Raw genomic sequence first — 15,860 nt, 5'->3', positions numbered from 1 at the left:
CCCTGTCCTCCGACCGCGTCGCCGGTGGCGAACCGTGCGACCATCGGGGACATGTCCCCCGACGATCGTGACGACATCCATCTCCGGCGTGCGATCGAGCTCGCCGCCCAGGCCCGCGCCCGCGGGGATCATCCGTTCGGCTCTCTTCTGGTGGCGCCGGACGGCGGCGTCGTGGCCGAAGGCATGAACTCCGTCGACACCGCGGGTGACCCGACCGGGCACGCCGAGACCAACGTCGTGCGGGCGGTGGGGCACCTCGACCTCGCGACCCGGGCCGAGCTGACGCTGTACACCAGCACCGAACCGTGCGCCATGTGCTCGGGAGCGATCTACTGGGCCGGGATCGGCACCGTCGTCTATGCACTCGGCGAGGACGACCTGCGGGAGATGACCGGCGACGACCCCGCGAATCCGACACTGGCGATGCCGTGCCGCCGGATCTTCGACGCAGGCAGCCGGCCGATCGTCGTCCGTGGTCCGGTCGCCCTCGACGCGGCACGCGAGGTCCATGCCGGATTCTGGCAACACGGTTGAGATCTGCGGCGGTCGCTGTCCTGCGAACGACCGTCGTACGCGCCGCGGACGAGACAGATTCCTCACATCGGCGCGCGGCGGGCGCCGATCCGTTGCCGCGAGACGGGGGTCGGCCATTACCCTGTTGACTCGATGACCCGAGTGCCGCCACCCACCAGCGATCCCGACGACCGCAGCAGTCCCGACGAGACCCGCCGCGCCCTCGTCGGTCGTCGTGCTGTCCTGGCGGCCGGACTCGGCGCCGCCGCGCTCGGGGTCGCCGCGTGCTCGAGCTCGACCCCGCCGACGTCCGTGCAGCCACGCAACCTGGAGGGCCGGGCCGACGACGAACTGCCGGTCGAGGCCTCGCCGCCGCCGGTCACCGGGGGTCCGCCGCTGATCACGGGCAGCTTCCGGTCCACTCGGATGGGCGGCCGCGACACCCGCTGGGCTGTCGCCCGGCCGAACGGGGTCACGGGCAGGCTCCCCGTCGTCGTCGTCCTGCACGCGCTGAACACCAACGAGAAATCGATCTTCGGACCGAAGCTCGAGATGCAGACGGTGATGCAGCAGTACGTCGAGGCCGGAAACGCGCCGTTCGCCCTCGCCGCCGCCGACATCGGCCGCAATTACTACCACCGGCGCACCGACGGCACCGACGGCGGCGCCATGATCCTCGACGAATTCCTGCCGATGCTGGCCGGCAACCCCGACCTGGATCTGTCGACCGAGCGGATCGGGCTCTTCGGCTGGTCGATGGGCGGCTACGGCGCGCTGCGCCTGGCCGCGATGCTGGGGTCGCCGCGCGTCGCCGCGGTGGCGGTCAGCTCCCCCGCGATGTGGGCCGACCCGCGCAACTTCCCGCCACGCGCCTTCGACGGCATCGCCGACTATCAGGCCAACTCGCTGTTCGGCGCCCAGCCGAAGTTCGCGAAGATCCCGCTGCTGATCAACATCGGCTCGAGCGACCAGTTCTACACCTACACGCGCCAGTGGGCCGCCGGTCTCCGCCCGCCCGCCGCCTTCGGGACCGCGGCCGGGGGGCACACCAACCGCTACTGGCGCAGCGTCCTGCCCGAGCAGGTCGAGTTCCTCGGGCGCAACCTGGCTGTCTGACCCGGGTTTCGCTCAGATGCTGATCCGGCCCTCGAGGGCGTTGCGGCCGATGTCGCTGCGGAAGTGGGAACCGGGGAGCTTGATGTTCGCGATGCGCGCGTAGGCCTGCTCGCGGGCCTCGGCGAGGTCGGCGCCGGTGCCCACCACGGCGAGAACCCGTCCGCCGGAGGAGACGACGGCGCCATCGTCGTTGAGCGCGGTGCCGGCGTGCAGCACCCCGTCGGCGTCGGCACCGGTGATGATGTCGCCGGTCCGCGGCTTGCCGGGGTAGTTCTCCGCCGCGACCACCACGGTGACCGCGGCGCCGTCGCGCCACTGCAGGGGCGGCAGATCGGCGAGGGTACCGGTCGCGGTCGCGTGCAACGCCTGTCCGAGTGGGGATTCGAGCAGAGCCAGCACGGCCTGGGTCTCCGGATCGCCGAAGCGGCAGTTGAATTCGACGACGGCGGGTCCGTCCGACCCGATCGCCAGGCCCGCGTACAGCAGACCGGAGAACGGGATTCCGCGTCGAACCATCTCGGCGGCAACGGGTTTCACGACCTCGTCGACGATGCGCGCGGTCATCTCGGCGGGCAACCAGGGCAGCGGCGTGTAGGCGCCCATGCCGCCGGTGTTCGGTCCGGCGTCGTTGTCGCCGACCCGCTTGTGGTCCTGCGCGGGGAGCAACGGCACCACGGTCTCGCCGTCGACGAGGCAGAACAGCGACACCTCCGGCCCGTCGAGGAAGCTCTCCAGCAGGACCGGGTGCCCGCTCTCGAGGCACTCGGCGGCGTGGTCGCGGGCGATGACGCGGTTTTCGGTGACGACGACGCCCTTGCCGGCCGCGAGGCCGTCGTCCTTGACGACCCAGGTGGGTCCGAAACGATCGAGAGCGGCGTCGAGTCGAGCGGGGTTGTCGACGATCTCCGCATGGGCGGTTTTGACCCCCGCAGCCGCCATCACGTCCTTGGCGAACGCCTTGGACCCCTCGATCTGTGCGGCCTGCGCACTCGGGCCGAAGGTGGCGATCCCGTCGGCCCTTAGTGCGTCGGCGACGCCGAGGACCAGAGGTACCTCGGGACCGATGACCACGAGGTCGGCGTCGATCTCACGCGCCAGGGCGACGACCGCGTCGCCGGAGACGGCGTCGACGGGATGGTTCGTGGCGATCGACGAGGTGCCGGCGTTACCGGGGGCGACGTGCAGGTCGGTGACCGCCGGATCGTTCCGGAGACCGATGAGGAGGGCATGTTCGCGGCCGCCCGAGCCGATCACGAGTACGCGCACGTCCACGACTCTAACGGTCGCTCCCCGGGGCCGACCGAACGGTCGTCGACGCCGGACAGCGGGACGCCGACGGGCAGCAGGCGTCGGGGCACGACGCCTGCTGCCGTTCGCCGGTGAGCGAGCCGGTCAGCTCGTGGGCATGGTGAGGTCGTACATGGTCACGCCGTCGACGGTGACGGCGGTGAAGTTCTCCTGCACCCAGGTGCTGATCTGCGACGACGGTTGGGTCGAGTTCCCGCCCATGCCACCACCCATGCCGGGACCCGAGCCGCCGACGAAGTAGTGGATCTCCTTCGCGGCGACGAGCTCTTGGAATTCCGCGAGCGTCGGCGACGGGTCGCTTCCGTTGAACCCGCCGATCGGCATCACCGAGTGGCCGGTCTCGAGCTGGTACCCGGAGGCCGACATCGATCCGACGGCAGCGGCGACCCAGGTGTAGTCGCCGGCGTCGGCACTCAGTGTGTCGACGACGGCCGCCGAGGGGGTCGACCCGCGCAGCAGTCCCCCACCGCCACGACCGTCCGCGCCCTGCTGGGTCATGCCGGGCATCCCCTGGCCGCCCGGACCACCCATGCCCTGCGGAGGCATCGCGGGCATGCCCCGACCTGCAGGTCCACCCGGGCCTCCCCGTCCACCGGGGCCGCCCTGTCCACCGGGGCCGAACTCGCCGTCGACCCGGGGTCCGGCGGTGATGATGGATCCGCTCCTCTCGGTCGCGATGGTGTCCACGGTGTAGGCCACCGGGCCGGCCAGACCGGCAATGACGGCCCCGACGAGGGCTGCGGCCGCGATGCTCCGACGCCGGGCGAAGACCATGGCCACCGCCGCGGCGAGCCCGACGAGGAGGACGGCGAACCGGAGCCACGGCACGAAGTCGGGAGTGCGGCCCAGCAGGACATGGCCCCAGATCGCGGCTATCGCAACTGAAATCCCCAGCGCGATCCGCACCCACAACCGGTCCCGGCGCGACCAGCACACCGCGGCGCCACCGGCGACCACCGCGGCGACCGCGGGAGCCAGTGCCGCGGTGTAGTACTGGTGGAAGATCCCGGCCATGAAGCTGAAAACACCCATCGTGACAAGCAGCCAGAGCGCCCAGACGACCAGATACGCACGCCGCGGGTCGGTACGCCGGGCCCTCCCGATGAGCACGAGCGCCACGACGGCGAGAAGCAGTCCCGTCGGGATGAGCCAGGCGATCTGACCGCCCTGCGCGGGTTCGAACATCCGCAGCCAGCCGGTCTCACCCCATGCGCCACCGCCACCGCCGCCGGGACCACCCATGCCACCGCCCATGCCCTCCATGGCGTTTCCGCCACCACCGGGCACGACGGCACCGGTCTCGTTGCCGTTGAGCCGGCCGAGGCCGTTGTAACCGAGGGTCAGTTCGAGGATCGAGTTGTTCTGCGAGCCACCGATGTACGGGCGCGACGACGCGGGCCACAGCTCGACCGCCAGAATCCACCAGCCCGCACTGACGATCATCGCGCCCAGCGCGGCGAACAGCTGCCCGACCCGGCGCAACCACCCGCGTGGGCCGAAGGCGAGGTAGGTGACCGCCAGCGGCGGCACGATCAGCATGACCTGGAGCTGTTTGGTGAGGAAGCCGAATCCGACGAACACCCCGGTCAGGATCAGCCACCGCCAGCGACCGTCCTCGAGCCCCTTCATCATCGACCAGACGGCCGCGATCATCAGCAGGATGAGCAGCGCCTCGGGATTGTCGAACCGGAACATCATCGCCGCGACCGGTGTCACCGCGAGGATCGCTCCCGCGAGGATGCCGGCCCAGTGGCCGAGGTACTTCCGGGTGATCAGGTAGAGCAGCGCCACCGAGGCGACGCCCATCAGCGCCTCGGGCACCAGGATGGACCACGAGTTCACCCCGAAGATCCGCGCGCTGAGACCCGGAATCCACAGCGAGGCAGGTGGTTTGTCGACAGTGATGGAGTTCGCCATGTCCGAGGACCCGAAGAACCAGGCCTTCCACGACTGCGAGCCGGCTTGAATGGCCGCCGAGTAGAAGGAGTTGGCCCATCCGTTGATCGACAGGTTCCACAGGTAGCCGACCGTGGTGCCGATCAGCAGCAGCGCCAGCGAGAGACGTTCCCAGCGTGTGTTTCCGGAGGCCGGACCTGTGATTCCCGGGGGATTCTCGGGTGCAACGGAATTCGACGGTGGAACGAGGGTGGTGCTCATGCGGCGACCTCCGTGCGGTCGGCGGCCGCCTTGCGGAACACCCAGCGGAGACCGATGAACCGGGTGAGCGTGGCCACCAGGTTCGCGGTCACCAGGATCATGAGTTCGACGTGTTTGGTCGCGTCGGGAGCGACGGTGTGGAGCACGAGCAGTGCACCCGAGGTGACCAGCCAGCCGAAGAGGAAGACGCCCAGACCGAAGAGCTGATGGCGCAATGCGTTGTCACGGCCGCGGATGCCGAAGCTGAACCGCCGGTTGGCGGCGGTGTTGAGGATGGCGGTGATCGCCAGGGCGACCACATTCGAGATCTGGGCGCCGAGGAAGGAGTGGAGGGCCAGGAACAGTACCGCGTAGGCCAGCGTCGAGGCGACGCCCACCACGCAGAAACGCGCCAGCTGCCCGACCAAGCCCGTCGGCACCCCGTCGAGCTGCGGTCCCGCGGCCCGGTCCCGGCCGATGGACTCGCGCAGTTCAGCGATCGGCAACCGACCCATCGCCAGCGCGAGACCCACGCGCGCGCAACCTTTGAGGTCGGCGATCGCGGTCGCCACGATGTCGACGGTGCTGTCGGGGTCGTCGACCCAGTCCACCGGCACCTCCGCGATACGCAGACCGATCTGCTCGGCGAGGACCAGGAGTTCGGTGTCGAAGAACCAGCCGGTGTCGGCGACGAACGGCAGCAGCTCGCGCGCGATGTCGGTCCGCATGGCCTTGAACCCGCACTGGGCGTCGGAGAACCTGGCCCCCATCGCGGTACGCAACATCAGGTTGTACGAGCGGGAGATGAACTCGCGCTTGGGTCCCCGGACGACGCGCGCGGACCGGCTGAGGCGCGTGCCGATCGCGATGTCGGAATGCCGTGAGACGAGAGGGGCGATGAGCGGCATGAGGGCGTTGAGATCGGTCGACAGGTCGACGTCGCAGTAGGCGACGATCTCGGCATCGCTGTGCTGCCACACCGCGCTCAGCGCGCGACCGCGTCCCTTCTGCTCCAGATGGACGACGCGCATGCCGTCGAGCTCACCCGCCAGTGCGACGGCGATGGCGAGGGTGTCGTCGGTGCTGGCGTTGTCGGCGATGGTGATGCGCGAGGCGTAAGGCACGTGCAGACGCAGGTGATCGGCGAGGCGACGCACCGACGTCGCGATGTCGGCCTGTTCGTTGTGAACGGGTACGACGATGTCGAGTACCGGATTCGGCGTGGAGGTGTCGGTGAGTGTGTACATCTGCGCGGTGGTGCCCGGCGGTGCTTCTGGGATCATGCGGACCACAGTGGGCTCCCAGCCTCGCGTCACCCTGCGTGCGAGCTGCCGGGTTCCTGTGAACGCCTGACCGGGGCGTGTGGACGGACACCGGGGGCGTGTCCGAGGCCGCAACTACATTGGGCACATGCCCGCAACCCTCGCCCCGGATCAGCTGACCGCCGCCAACCGCGTCATCACCAGCCTGGCCGGTGAGGGTGCCGCGCTGCGTGAGGATCAGCTCCGGGCCGTGACCGCGCTGGCCGGCCGCCCCGTCGACCCCGCCGAGCGCGGCGCGCGGGTCCTGGTGGTCCAGGCGACGGGATGGGGCAAGTCGGCGGTCTACTGGTCGGCGACCGCGATCATCCGGGCCGGTGGCGGTGGGCCGACCCTCATCGTGTCGCCGCTGCTGTCCCTCATGCGCGACCAGGTCTCGGCAGCCGCCCGCGGCGGGTTGTCGGCGGCCACGCTCAACTCGTCGAACGTCGACGAGTGGTCGACGATCGAGGCGCAGCTGCGGGCCGGCGACCTCGACGTCCTGCTCGTGTCACCCGAACGGCTCGCCAATCCGGGCTTCGGCCGCCGAGTCCTGGACGCCCTCGCCGGCAACCTGGGTCTGCTCGTCATCGACGAGGCGCACGCGGTCTCCGACTGGGGTCACGATTTCCGTCCGGACTACCGCCGCGTGGCGGACGTGCTGCGCACCGTCAACCCGACCACGCCGGTGCTGGCCACCACCGCCACCGCCAACGCGCGTGTCACCGCCGACGTCGCCGCCCAGCTCGATGCCGGCACCGCCGGCGAGCCGACCCTGGTCCTCCGCGGGCCGCTCGCACGGAAGTCGCTGCACCTCAACGTCATCGACGGACTCTCGCCGGTCCAGCGGTACGGCTGGGTGGCGCAGTCGCTGCCCGCCCTCCCGGGCTCGGGCATCGTGTACGTGCTGACCGTCGCCGACGCCGACCGTCTGGTCGAGGCCATCCGAGCCGTCCACGGCGACGCGGTCAAGGTGGCCGCCTACACCGGCCAGCTCGACGCCGACCGTCGCCACGAACTAGAGGACGCACTGCTGCGCAACGAGGTCAAGGCGCTGGTCGCGACGTCGGCACTCGGAATGGGTTATGACAAACCCGATCTCGGCTTCGTGGTGCATGTCGGGTCACCACCGTCGCCGGTCTCCTACTACCAGCAGGTCGGTCGTGCCGGGCGCGCCCTCGACGATGCCGTCGTCATGCTCCTGGCGTCGCAGACCGACGACCGGATCTGGGATCACTTCGCGACCGCGACGATCCCCGACCCGGACAAGATGCGTGACCTCCTCAGCGCCCTGGACGCCGCGGACGAGCCGCAGTCGGTGGTGCAGCTCGAGGCCGCAACCCGGTTCCGTCGTACACGGATCGAATTGATGCTCAAGCAACTGGCCGTGGACGGCGTCACCGACCGGACCCCCGACGGGTGGGTCGTCACCGGCAAGCCCTGGACCTACGACGCCGCGCACTACGACGGCATTCTCGCCGTACGCCGCCGGGAGGCCGACATCATGCGCGCCTACATCGCGGGGCGCACCTGCTTGATGCGGCTCCTGACCGAATCGCTCGACGATCCCCAGGCCGCGGACTGCGGGCGATGCTCGGTCTGCCGCGGCGCGCTCAGCGACGGACTCACCGACACCGTCGACGACGAGACCGTCCGCACCGTCACGTCGACGCTCCGCCGCAAGGCGCAGACCCTGGATCCGCGCAAGATGTGGCCGGGCGGCGAATTCGGCCGTCGCGGAAGAATTCCCGCAGACCTGCTCGCCGCGCCGGGGCGCGTCCTGGCCCACGCCGACGCCCCGGAGTGGGTCGAGGTGCTCGCCGCCGCCCGCAACGGTAACGAGCGAGCGGTGGCCGAGTTGGGCGACGCCGCGGTCGCGACACTGTCCGCGTGGGTGCGCGACACCGGTATCCGCGCCGACGTCATCGTGTCACTACGCCTGACCGGCACCGCACTCGCCGAGACTCTGGCCCAACACCTGCGGAAGGTCGGAAAACGCGACGGCGGCAGTTTCCCCGTGCGCATGGGTGACCCACCCGCCGACGCGACCGGGGCCGTCGAAGCCGCCTACTGGCGGGACCATCTCGGCGACCCGCCCGACGTCGCGGGCCGCAACGTGATGCTCGTGGTCGACGCCAACAGCTCGGGCTGGCCGATCACCCTGGCCGCCGCAGCCCTCCGCGAAGCGGGCGCGACCGCGGTGTTACCCCTGCTGATCCACCGGACGGTGTGAGCTCTCCGCAAACCCACCCTTTTTCGGCAAACCCACCCCCTCGCAGGGGTGTGGGTTTGCCGAAAAGTGGTGGGTTTGCAGACGGTGGGGTCAGTCGGCGACGTACTCGCCGTAGCCGAGGGAACGCAGGCTCGCGCGGATCTTCTCGGCCGCGGCGTCGAGGTCCTCGGGACGGGGGTTCTTGTTCGCGTTGGCGAGGTCGAAGGTCTGCATCGACAGCGCCGGGAAGACGTGGACGTGCACGTGTGGCACTTCGAGGCCGGCGATGAGCAGACCCATCCGGGGAGCGTCGAAGGCGTCCTTGACCGCGCGTCCCACGTTCTGCGCGACCGCACTGAGATGTGCGAACGCGGCGGTGTCCATCTGCTCCCAGTGATCGACCTCGGCACGGGGAACCACCAGGACGTGACCGGGCGTGACCGGTTCGATGGTGAGGAACGCGACCGCCTCGCCGTCCTTCCAGACGAACCGGCCGGGGAGATCGCCGTTGATGATCATGCTGAAGACCGATGCCATGGGCGCGAGTCTAGTGGTGTGCCTCGGAGACAGATGACCCCCACGGCCACGGCGGGTGTCGTCGGCGAAAGTGTCGGGGTTCCATGACATCCTTTCGGTGTGAGTGGGCCAGAGTCATCCGGGGCGGGACGAACCCCCCGATCCGTCGTCGGATCCAGCGACGTCCTGGCCCGCGCCCAACGGTTCCCGCGTCTTCGGTACATGGGGTCGAAGTACCGTCTGCTGCCCCATCTCGAACGCACCTTCGCCGAGATCGGCGGGTCCACCGCGGTCGATGCGTTCTCCGGTTCCGGAGTCGTGTCCTACCTGCTGAAGGCGCAGGGCTTCGAGGTCGTCAGCAACGACTTCCTCAACTTCCCGCACATCATCACCCGCGCGTCGGTGGCCAATTCGAGTGTCCGGCTGGAGCCCGAACTGATCGAGGCGATCTGCGGTCCCGCCGCCGACGATCGCGACTACATCTCACGGACCTTCGACGGCCTGTACTTCACCCCCGAGGACCGGGCCTTCCTCGACTCGGCGTGGTCGCACGTCGACCTTCTGCGCGGGTACCGCCGCGACCTCGCGATCGCCGCCCTGGTGCTCTCGGCCGCACGCAAGCAACCGCGGGGCGTGTTCACCTTCACCGACTCGACGCGGTACGCCGACGGCCGGCGCGATCTGACCATGTCCTTGCGCGACCACTTCCGTCTCCGAGCCGCCGGGGACTACAACGCCACGGTGTTCAGCAATGCGCGCAGCAGCCGCAGCGTCCAAGGCGACATCTTCGACCTCGAACTGCCGTGGTCCGAACCGCCGGATCTGGTCTACCTCGACCCTCCGTACGCGCCCCCGACCGACGACAACGACTACATCAAGCGGTATCACTTCCTCGAGGGATTGTCGGCCTACTGGCGCGGCATGAGCATCATGGAGAACACCAAGACCAAGAAGCTGCCGAAACGCTTCACCCCGTTCGCCTACAAGCGGACCATCGAGGACGCCCTCCTGCGCACCTTCGAGCATTTCGAGGGCGCCGGCGCGATCGTGCTGTCGTACTCGTCGAATGCGTTGCCCGGCAAGGATCGGATCGTCGACCTGCTCGGGAAGGTCAAGCCGTCGGTGGAGGTCATCGCGATCGACCACAAGTACAGTTTCGGCACCCACGCGGCCGCGACGCGCCGCGACGTCAGCGAGTACCTCTTCATCGGCCGGGACTGACCGGCGGATACCCACTGACGACACGGCGACACACATGAGCACCGCGGGCGACTTCGACGACTACCTGACATCGTTGGGACGGTTGACCTCTCATGTGGACCCGACGGCGTCGACGCCGGAGGCAGAGCGGATCACCCAGGCCACCGCGCGCCTCGGCGAACTCCTCGACACCGACATCGCGGGTCTCGCGGCCTGGGTGAGGGACAACCCCACAGACGTCCCCGTCCTCGGCCTCGCGGTCGGGCTGTCCCAGGAGAAGCTGAAGAACGCGCTGCGCGACCGGTTCGACACCAGCGGCTGGCACGCGCTGGCACGGGCGCAGCCGGTCGAGCTGGTGACCTGGCTCGACACCGAGTTCGACCTCGTCCGCATGCTGCGCACCCAGTTGTCGCGCACGTTCACCTTCGCCGACATCCTCGTGGCGCGCGCCGGCACCCGCGCCACCGCCACGCGCGCGGGAGCGTCGGGTCGGCGTATCGAGGACGAGATCGAGGACATCGCCCGCGACATCGGACTCGACTACGTCACCCGGTCGCGGTTCGCGGGACGCAACGGGCGGACCGCGCCCGCCGACCTGATCGTCGGCGACCCGTCGTCGGCCGACATCGTGGTGGCGGCGAAGGGTTTCGACTCGACCGGCTCCAAACTCACCGACGCGGTTCGCGAGATCGAGGAGATGGCCGAGGTGCGGTTGCCGACCCAGCTGGTTCTCGCGGTGATCGACGGGATCGGCTGGAAGTCACGGCAGTCGGACCTGCGCCGCATCCACCAGCTGTGGGTGACACGCCAGATCGACGGGATGTACACACTCGTCGGACTCGACCGGTTCCGCGACGACGTCACCGACTTCGCGAAGCTCCGGCGGTTGATCTAGTCGACGTCGGCGAGCGGCAGCCTCACCCAGAACGACGCTCCCGCACCAGGACTCGTGTCGACGCCCACGCGCCCGCCGTGCGCGGCCACCAGGGCGGCGACGATCGACAGACCCAGACCGCTACCACCGCCGTCGCCGCGGTGCCGCGAGGAGTCACCGCGGTAGAACCGCTCGAAGACGTGCTCGGCATCCTCCGCCGTGAGTCCCGGGCCGGTGTCGGTGACGGTCAGCACCGCCTCGCCGGTGTCCGGACGGTCGTCGACGGTCACCCCGACCGTGATCGAGGCGTCGGTCGGCGTGTGGTTCACGGCGTTGCCGATGAGGTTGCGCAGCACCTGCACCAGACGCGGCCCGTCGCCGAGGACCACCGGCGGACGATCGCCCGCGACGACGTCGAGTCGGATCTCACGATCGGGCGCGGCGGCCCGTGCGCTCTGCACGGCGTCGGCGGCCAGGCCGAGCAGGTCCACGGGCGCGGAATCGACAGGACGCGCGGCATCGAGTCGCGCGAGCATCAGCAGGTCCTCCACCAGCAGGTTCATCCGGCCGGCCTCGTCGTCGATGCGTCGCATCGCATCGGTGACATCGGGAAGATCGGGGACATCGGCAACGCCGTGCTGTGAATAGAGTTCGGCGAAGCCCTTGATGGACGTGAGCGGTGTCCGCAATTCGTGGCTGGCGTCGGCGACGAAGCGTCGCATCCGCTCCTCGGAGGCGCGCGCCTGCTGTTCGGATGCGGCGGTCGAGGCGAAGGCGTGCTGGATCTGCCCGAGCATCCGGTTCAGCGAGTCCGACAGGCTGCCGACCTCGGTGTTGGCCGGCGCCGGCGGGACGCGCCGGGTCAGGTTCCCCTCCGCGATCTCGTGCGCGGTCTCCTCGACCCGCCGGAGCGGACGCAGACCGGTGCGCACCAGGACATAGCTCAGCACCCCGATCAGCAGGACGACCAGCACGCCGATCCCGATCTGCAGCCAGATCAGCCTGCTCACCGTGTCGTCGATGTCGGACATCGGCGTGGCCACGATGGATCTGCCGAAGCTGTTGCTACGCTTGATAACCCGCCATTGTGGGCCGTCTCCGTCGACGGACGGGACGGTCACGGGTCCGGCGTTGTCGCGGGCCAGTCCGTCGAGGTCGGGGGCGTCGTCGAACTGGTTGTAGACATTGTCGGTCGAGACCCCACCGGGACCGTAGACGATGGACTCGACGTAATAGGGCGACGGCGGCCGGCGCGGTCCGGGCGGGCCGGGTCCGTCGCCGAGGAATCCACGGGGTTCGGCCCACGTGCGTATCGCGTTCGTCAGTCCCTCGTCGGCGCGCGCGATGAGGTCCTGACGCATCGACGAGGTCACCGCGATCCCGGAGGCGAGCAGCCCGACGGCGACGAGCAACACGGTCAGGGCCACCAGCGAGATCCGCAGCGGAACACCGCGCTTGCGCGTCCCGCGACCGGTGCCGGCCACCGCCCGATCAGTCACGGGGCTCTCGCATCACGTAACCCACTCCGCGGAGAGTGTGGATGAGTCGCTTGTCGCCGGTGTCCAGTTTGCGTCGCAGGTACGACACATAGGATTCGACGACGTTCACCTCTCCCCCGAAGTCGTAGTTCCAGACATGGTCGAGGATGCGCGGTTTGGACAGCACCGTGCCCGCATTGACCATGAAGTAGCGCAGCAGGGTGAACTCCGTCGGCGAGAGCGGAACCAACTCGCCCGCCTTGAACACCTCGTGGGTCTCGTCGTCGAGTTCGATGTCGGCGAAGGTGATCTTCGACGACGCGCGCTGCTGATCGTCGAAACCGCTGCGTCGCAACAGCACCTGCAGGCGGGCCACGACCTCTTCGAGGCTGAACGGTTTGGTCACGTAGTCATCGCCGCCGATGGTCAGGCCGTTGATCTTGTCCTCCACCGTGTCCCGCGCCGACAGGAACAGCGCGGGTGCCTCCACCCCGTCGGCACGCAGGCGGCGCAGGAGCCCGAACCCGTCCATGCCCGGCATCATCACGTCGAGGACGAGGACGTCGGGTTTGGCGGCGCGGCACCTGTCGAGAGCCGCCGGACCGTCGGCGGCGGTCTCGACCTCGTACCCCTGGAATTTCAGCGACACCGACAACAGCTGACGGATGTTCTCCTCGTCGTCGACGACGAGGACCTTCGCGCCGCGCGTGCCGTTCTGATTCGCCGCTTCACTCACACGATCAGACTCCCAGGACGCCCTGGTATCTCACTGTAGGCACGCTGGGAGATTCCTGTGAGCGTTGACCAGCGGTTTCACCGAGGCCGCAGCCTCACGCGTCGGGGTGACCGTACGCCGCGGCGATCTCTTCCGAACCGCGCCAGCGGGAGTAGGTCGGGCTCTGTGGCCATCCTTCCGGAGAGTCCTGCCACTCCTCCTGACGCCCGTAGGGCAGCACGTCGAGGAGTCCGAACACGAAGCCGAGTTGTTCGGTGCCCCGTCCGGTGGAATGCCAGGTGCGGTACACCGTATCTCCGTCGCGGAGGAAGACATTGACCGCGAACCCTTCCCCCGGCGCGGCATCGACATCCGCCGAGAAGGTCGTACCCGCCGAGGAATACCAGTCCATCCGATTGCCGACGCGCTGCTTGTAGGCCAGCGCCTCCTCGATCGGCCCGTGCGTGATGATGACGAAGCGCGCGTCGTAGTCGGCGAGGTAGTCGAGCCGGCTGAACTGGGTGGTGAAGCCGGTGCAACCCGGGCACTGGAACTCGGCGCCGTCGGTCCACATGTGGTTGTAGACGATCAGCTGTGAGCGTCCGTCGAAGACATCGACCAGCCGAATCGGTCCGTCGGGCCCGGTCAGGACATAGTCGTCCATCTCGACCATGGGGAGTCGGCGACGCTGCGCGGCGACGGCGTCGAGTTCGCGGGTCGCCGCCTTCTCGCGGCGGCGCAGGTCGGCCAGCGCCGTCGCCCAGGTCTCGCGGTCGGCCACGGGTGGGAGTGCCGTACTCACGACGATGCCTCTCGCATGACAGTGCCTTTCGCTCGGTGATGAGAACAATTCACCGGGTAAGACCCGCCCTTGCTCCGGAATTCATCGCACCGCGGGAACGGCACCTGCCTAGGCGGTGAGTTCGTAGGCCGCCTGGAGCCGGCGCACGTGCTCGCGGACCTCGTATAGTTCCCGGCGCGCGGTTCGCAGAGCCTTCTCGCCGCCTCGACCGGCCTGCAGGCTCTCCACCAGTGAGTCGGCGACGCGTTCCAGCTCGTCAACCAGCACCCGGGCCTGCGCCTGTGCGACGGGATCGACAGATCGTCGCGAGCGAACCATGGGGTCATCGTAGGTTCTTCGATCGTTAACCGCTCGCGGAACCGCCGTCCACCGACCGGGGTGGAACGTCGATGGCGGCGAGATGAACGGTCGATGAATCTCTTCATCGTGACGGTCCACATTGTCGCGTTCGGACTAAATTGTGTCCATGGATGCCCATGACGAGCGTCGTCAGATCAGCGAAGTCCAGGACCGGCTCATCGGCCTCTACTCGCACCGTTCGCCCAACGACGTCGCCGCCGCGGTCGAGAAGGCATACCAGCACTTCGACGGCACCGAGGTCCGCGACTTCGTGCCACTCCTCGTCGAACGCCGCGCGAACAAGGACCTCGGCGGCACCGACGTCATGGCCGATCCCGCCTCGGTCCCGCCGCACGTCGGGGAGTGACCGAAACGGGGGATGACACCGTGACGCCCGGTCACGTGGTCAGCAGCAGCCGGTGGTGGCGCTGAGGACGTTGCGGAGAGCTTCCAGCGATTCGGGTCTCGACCGGTAATAGACGTTCATCCCGCGACGCTCGGGCGAGACCATCCCGGCTTTTCGCAGCTGACCCAGATGGTGGCTCGTCGTCGCCTCGGTGAGTCCGACGGCCGTCGCGAGGTCGCACGTGCAGATCCCGTCGCCGTCGTCGGCGAGGAGGATCGAGACGAGTTTGATCCGCGCAGGGTCGGCAAGAGCCTTGAGCCGCAACGCGATCTCGAGAGCAGTGGCGTCGTCGAGTGGTGCCGCCGACACCGGCGCACAACAGATGGGGGCACTGATGTCGACCATCGGCAAGGTCTTCGGCATGATCCGACCCTACCCCTCCTATTGACATATGTCGAAAAGGTGGCATCCTGCAAGGACGACCCCGATTAGACATATATCTCACAGGTAAAGGTGGCTCGTCATGTCCCGTATCCAGCTCGCACTCAATGTCGATGATCTCGGTGCCGCCGTCGAGTTCTACGCCAAGCTGTTCGACACCGCCCCGGCGAAACGGAAGCCCGGTTACGCGAACTTCGCGATCGCCGAACCTCCGTTGAAGCTGGTGCTTCTGGAGAATCCCGGCCACGGCGGCACCATCAACCACCTCGGCGTCGAAGTCGAGTCGAGCGAGAAGGTGCACTCCGAGATCGCCCGACTCTCCGGTGAAGGCCTGTTCACACAGGAGGAGATCAACTCGACCTGCTGCTTCGCGACCCAGGACAAGGTCTGGGTGACCGGCCCGAGCGACGAGAAGTGGGAGGTCTACACCGTGCTCGCCGACTCCGAGACCTTCGGCGTCAGCCCAAAGATGTTGGAATCGAACGAAGTCGACGGAGATCAGCAGGGCGCGGCGTGTTGCGGTGGCGCCTCCGATTCACCCGGTGCCCGCACGGCCTGCTGCTGAA

16 protein-coding genes are annotated in these 15,860 nt (G+C 68.6%); 7 read left to right on the top strand and 9 right to left on the bottom strand.

Annotated features, from left to right (window positions below; translation table 11 throughout):
* Positions 1 to 51: 51 nt before the first annotated feature.
* Both AC3B6C_RS11670 and AC3B6C_RS11665 read left to right on the top strand, forming a co-directional pair.
* Positions 52 to 534 carry a nucleoside deaminase gene (locus tag AC3B6C_RS11670; RefSeq protein WP_014925422.1) on the top strand — a complete coding sequence of 161 codons (483 nt, stop codon included), beginning with the start codon at positions 52 to 54 and terminating at the stop codon, positions 532 to 534.
* 132 nt (positions 535 to 666) lie between these two features.
* Positions 667 to 1,629 carry an alpha/beta hydrolase gene (locus tag AC3B6C_RS11665; RefSeq protein ID WP_488376117.1) on the top strand — a complete coding sequence of 321 codons (963 nt, stop codon included), beginning with the start codon at positions 667 to 669 and terminating at the stop codon, positions 1,627 to 1,629.
* A gap of 12 nt (positions 1,630 to 1,641) precedes the next feature.
* Here the strand turns inward: AC3B6C_RS11665 and purD are convergent, their stop codons facing one another.
* The 3 genes from purD to AC3B6C_RS11650 form a co-directional block, all read right to left on the bottom strand.
* Positions 1,642 to 2,895 carry a phosphoribosylamine--glycine ligase gene (purD, locus tag AC3B6C_RS11660; RefSeq protein ID WP_488376116.1) on the bottom strand — a complete coding sequence of 418 codons (1,254 nt, stop codon included), beginning with the start codon at positions 2,893 to 2,895 and terminating at the stop codon, positions 1,642 to 1,644.
* Positions 2,896 to 3,021: 126 nt separating this feature from the next.
* A complete protein-coding gene (locus tag AC3B6C_RS11655; protein ID WP_488376115.1) occupies positions 3,022 to 5,094 on the bottom strand; it encodes a glycosyltransferase family 39 protein in 2,073 nt (690 codons plus the stop codon).
* On the bottom strand, positions 5,091 to 6,356 hold the full coding sequence (locus AC3B6C_RS11650) for a bifunctional glycosyltransferase family 2/GtrA family protein (RefSeq protein ID WP_488376114.1): 1,266 nt from the start codon (positions 6,354 to 6,356) through the stop codon (positions 5,091 to 5,093). The genes AC3B6C_RS11655 and AC3B6C_RS11650 overlap by 4 nt, the downstream gene beginning before the upstream one ends.
* A 127-nt stretch (positions 6,357 to 6,483) precedes the next feature.
* Here AC3B6C_RS11650 and AC3B6C_RS11645 point away from each other — a divergent pair, with 127 nt between their 5' ends.
* Positions 6,484 to 8,604, top strand: a complete 2,121-nt coding sequence (locus AC3B6C_RS11645; RefSeq protein ID WP_488376113.1) for a RecQ family ATP-dependent DNA helicase — start codon at positions 6,484 to 6,486, stop codon at positions 8,602 to 8,604.
* Positions 8,605 to 8,694: 90 nt separating this feature from the next.
* Here AC3B6C_RS11645 and AC3B6C_RS11640 read toward each other — a convergent pair whose 3' ends face one another.
* Positions 8,695 to 9,120, bottom strand: a complete 426-nt coding sequence (locus AC3B6C_RS11640) for an HIT family protein (RefSeq protein ID WP_010844184.1) — start codon at positions 9,118 to 9,120, stop codon at positions 8,695 to 8,697.
* Between the two features lie 99 nt (positions 9,121 to 9,219).
* Here AC3B6C_RS11640 and AC3B6C_RS11635 point away from each other — a divergent pair, with 99 nt between their 5' ends.
* The gene (locus AC3B6C_RS11635; protein ID WP_442902728.1) at positions 9,220 to 10,320 is read left to right on the top strand and encodes a DNA adenine methylase; all 1,101 of its coding nucleotides are present in this window, start codon (positions 9,220 to 9,222) and stop codon (positions 10,318 to 10,320) included.
* A 34-nt stretch (positions 10,321 to 10,354) separates the two neighbouring features.
* Positions 10,355 to 11,194 carry a hypothetical protein gene (locus AC3B6C_RS11630; protein ID WP_010844182.1) on the top strand — a complete coding sequence of 280 codons (840 nt, stop codon included), beginning with the start codon at positions 10,355 to 10,357 and terminating at the stop codon, positions 11,192 to 11,194.
* On the opposite strand, the gene AC3B6C_RS11625 is transcribed toward AC3B6C_RS11630, so the two are convergent.
* The 4 genes from AC3B6C_RS11625 to AC3B6C_RS11610 all read right to left on the bottom strand — a co-directional run bounded on the left by AC3B6C_RS11625 (position 11,191) and on the right by AC3B6C_RS11610 (position 14,486).
* Positions 11,191 to 12,672, bottom strand: a complete 1,482-nt coding sequence (locus AC3B6C_RS11625; RefSeq protein ID WP_488358637.1) for a sensor histidine kinase — start codon at positions 12,670 to 12,672, stop codon at positions 11,191 to 11,193. The two genes, AC3B6C_RS11630 and AC3B6C_RS11625, sit on opposite strands and share 4 nt — an antisense overlap.
* Positions 12,665 to 13,387: a response regulator transcription factor gene (locus AC3B6C_RS11620; protein ID WP_010844180.1), complete on the bottom strand. Its 723-nt coding sequence runs from the start codon at positions 13,385 to 13,387 to the stop codon at positions 12,665 to 12,667. Before AC3B6C_RS11620 ends, AC3B6C_RS11625 begins: the two co-directional genes overlap by 8 nt.
* A gap of 94 nt (positions 13,388 to 13,481) precedes the next feature.
* The gene (locus AC3B6C_RS11615; RefSeq protein ID WP_488376112.1) at positions 13,482 to 14,168 is read right to left on the bottom strand and encodes a DUF899 domain-containing protein; all 687 of its coding nucleotides are present in this window, start codon (positions 14,166 to 14,168) and stop codon (positions 13,482 to 13,484) included.
* A 108-nt stretch (positions 14,169 to 14,276) separates the two neighbouring features.
* Positions 14,277 to 14,486, bottom strand: a complete 210-nt coding sequence (locus AC3B6C_RS11610; RefSeq protein WP_010844178.1) for a hypothetical protein — start codon at positions 14,484 to 14,486, stop codon at positions 14,277 to 14,279.
* A gap of 148 nt (positions 14,487 to 14,634) precedes the next feature.
* On the opposite strand from AC3B6C_RS11610, the gene AC3B6C_RS11605 reads away from it, so the two are divergent.
* Entirely contained in the window at positions 14,635 to 14,874 is a 240-nt protein-coding gene (locus AC3B6C_RS11605) for a three-helix bundle dimerization domain-containing protein (RefSeq protein ID WP_010844177.1), read from the top strand.
* A gap of 39 nt (positions 14,875 to 14,913) precedes the next feature.
* Here the strand turns inward: AC3B6C_RS11605 and AC3B6C_RS11600 are convergent, their stop codons facing one another.
* Positions 14,914 to 15,276 carry an Rv2640c family ArsR-like transcriptional regulator gene (locus AC3B6C_RS11600; protein ID WP_010844176.1) on the bottom strand — a complete coding sequence of 121 codons (363 nt, stop codon included), beginning with the start codon at positions 15,274 to 15,276 and terminating at the stop codon, positions 14,914 to 14,916.
* A gap of 100 nt (positions 15,277 to 15,376) precedes the next feature.
* Here AC3B6C_RS11600 and AC3B6C_RS11595 point away from each other — a divergent pair, with 100 nt between their 5' ends.
* Entirely contained in the window at positions 15,377 to 15,859 is a 483-nt protein-coding gene (locus AC3B6C_RS11595; protein WP_488376111.1) for an ArsI/CadI family heavy metal resistance metalloenzyme, read from the top strand.
* Position 15,860: the final 1 nt, after the last annotated feature.

This window comes from Gordonia sp. 11cp, assembly GCF_057767225.1.
Note: the sequence above shows the minus strand (reverse complement) of the source record. Positions and strands in the feature narration are given on the sequence as shown.

Bases quoted from the DNA above. Each gene is read 5' to 3' on its own strand.
- AC3B6C_RS11665 (WP_488376117.1), top strand. From the start codon at position 667: ATGACCCGAGTGCCGCCACCCACCAGCGATCCCGACGACCGCAGCAGT.
- AC3B6C_RS11595 (WP_488376111.1), top strand. From the start codon at position 15,377: ATGTCCCGTATCCAGCTCGCACTCAATGTCGATGATCTCGGTGCCGCC.
- AC3B6C_RS11640 (WP_010844184.1), bottom strand. From the start codon at position 9,120: ATGGCATCGGTCTTCAGCATGATCATCAACGGCGATCTCCCCGGCCGG.
- AC3B6C_RS11630 (WP_010844182.1), top strand. From the start codon at position 10,355: ATGAGCACCGCGGGCGACTTCGACGACTACCTGACATCGTTGGGACGG.
- AC3B6C_RS11650 (WP_488376114.1), bottom strand. From the start codon at position 6,356: ATGATCCCAGAAGCACCGCCGGGCACCACCGCGCAGATGTACACACTC.
- AC3B6C_RS11610 (WP_010844178.1), bottom strand. From the start codon at position 14,486: ATGGTTCGCTCGCGACGATCTGTCGATCCCGTCGCACAGGCGCAGGCC.
- AC3B6C_RS11645 (WP_488376113.1), top strand. From the start codon at position 6,484: ATGCCCGCAACCCTCGCCCCGGATCAGCTGACCGCCGCCAACCGCGTC.
- AC3B6C_RS11670 (WP_014925422.1), top strand. From the start codon at position 52: ATGTCCCCCGACGATCGTGACGACATCCATCTCCGGCGTGCGATCGAG.
- AC3B6C_RS11605 (WP_010844177.1), top strand. From the start codon at position 14,635: ATGGATGCCCATGACGAGCGTCGTCAGATCAGCGAAGTCCAGGACCGG.
- AC3B6C_RS11655 (WP_488376115.1), bottom strand. From the start codon at position 5,094: ATGAGCACCACCCTCGTTCCACCGTCGAATTCCGTTGCACCCGAGAAT.
- AC3B6C_RS11600 (WP_010844176.1), bottom strand. From the start codon at position 15,276: ATGCCGAAGACCTTGCCGATGGTCGACATCAGTGCCCCCATCTGTTGT.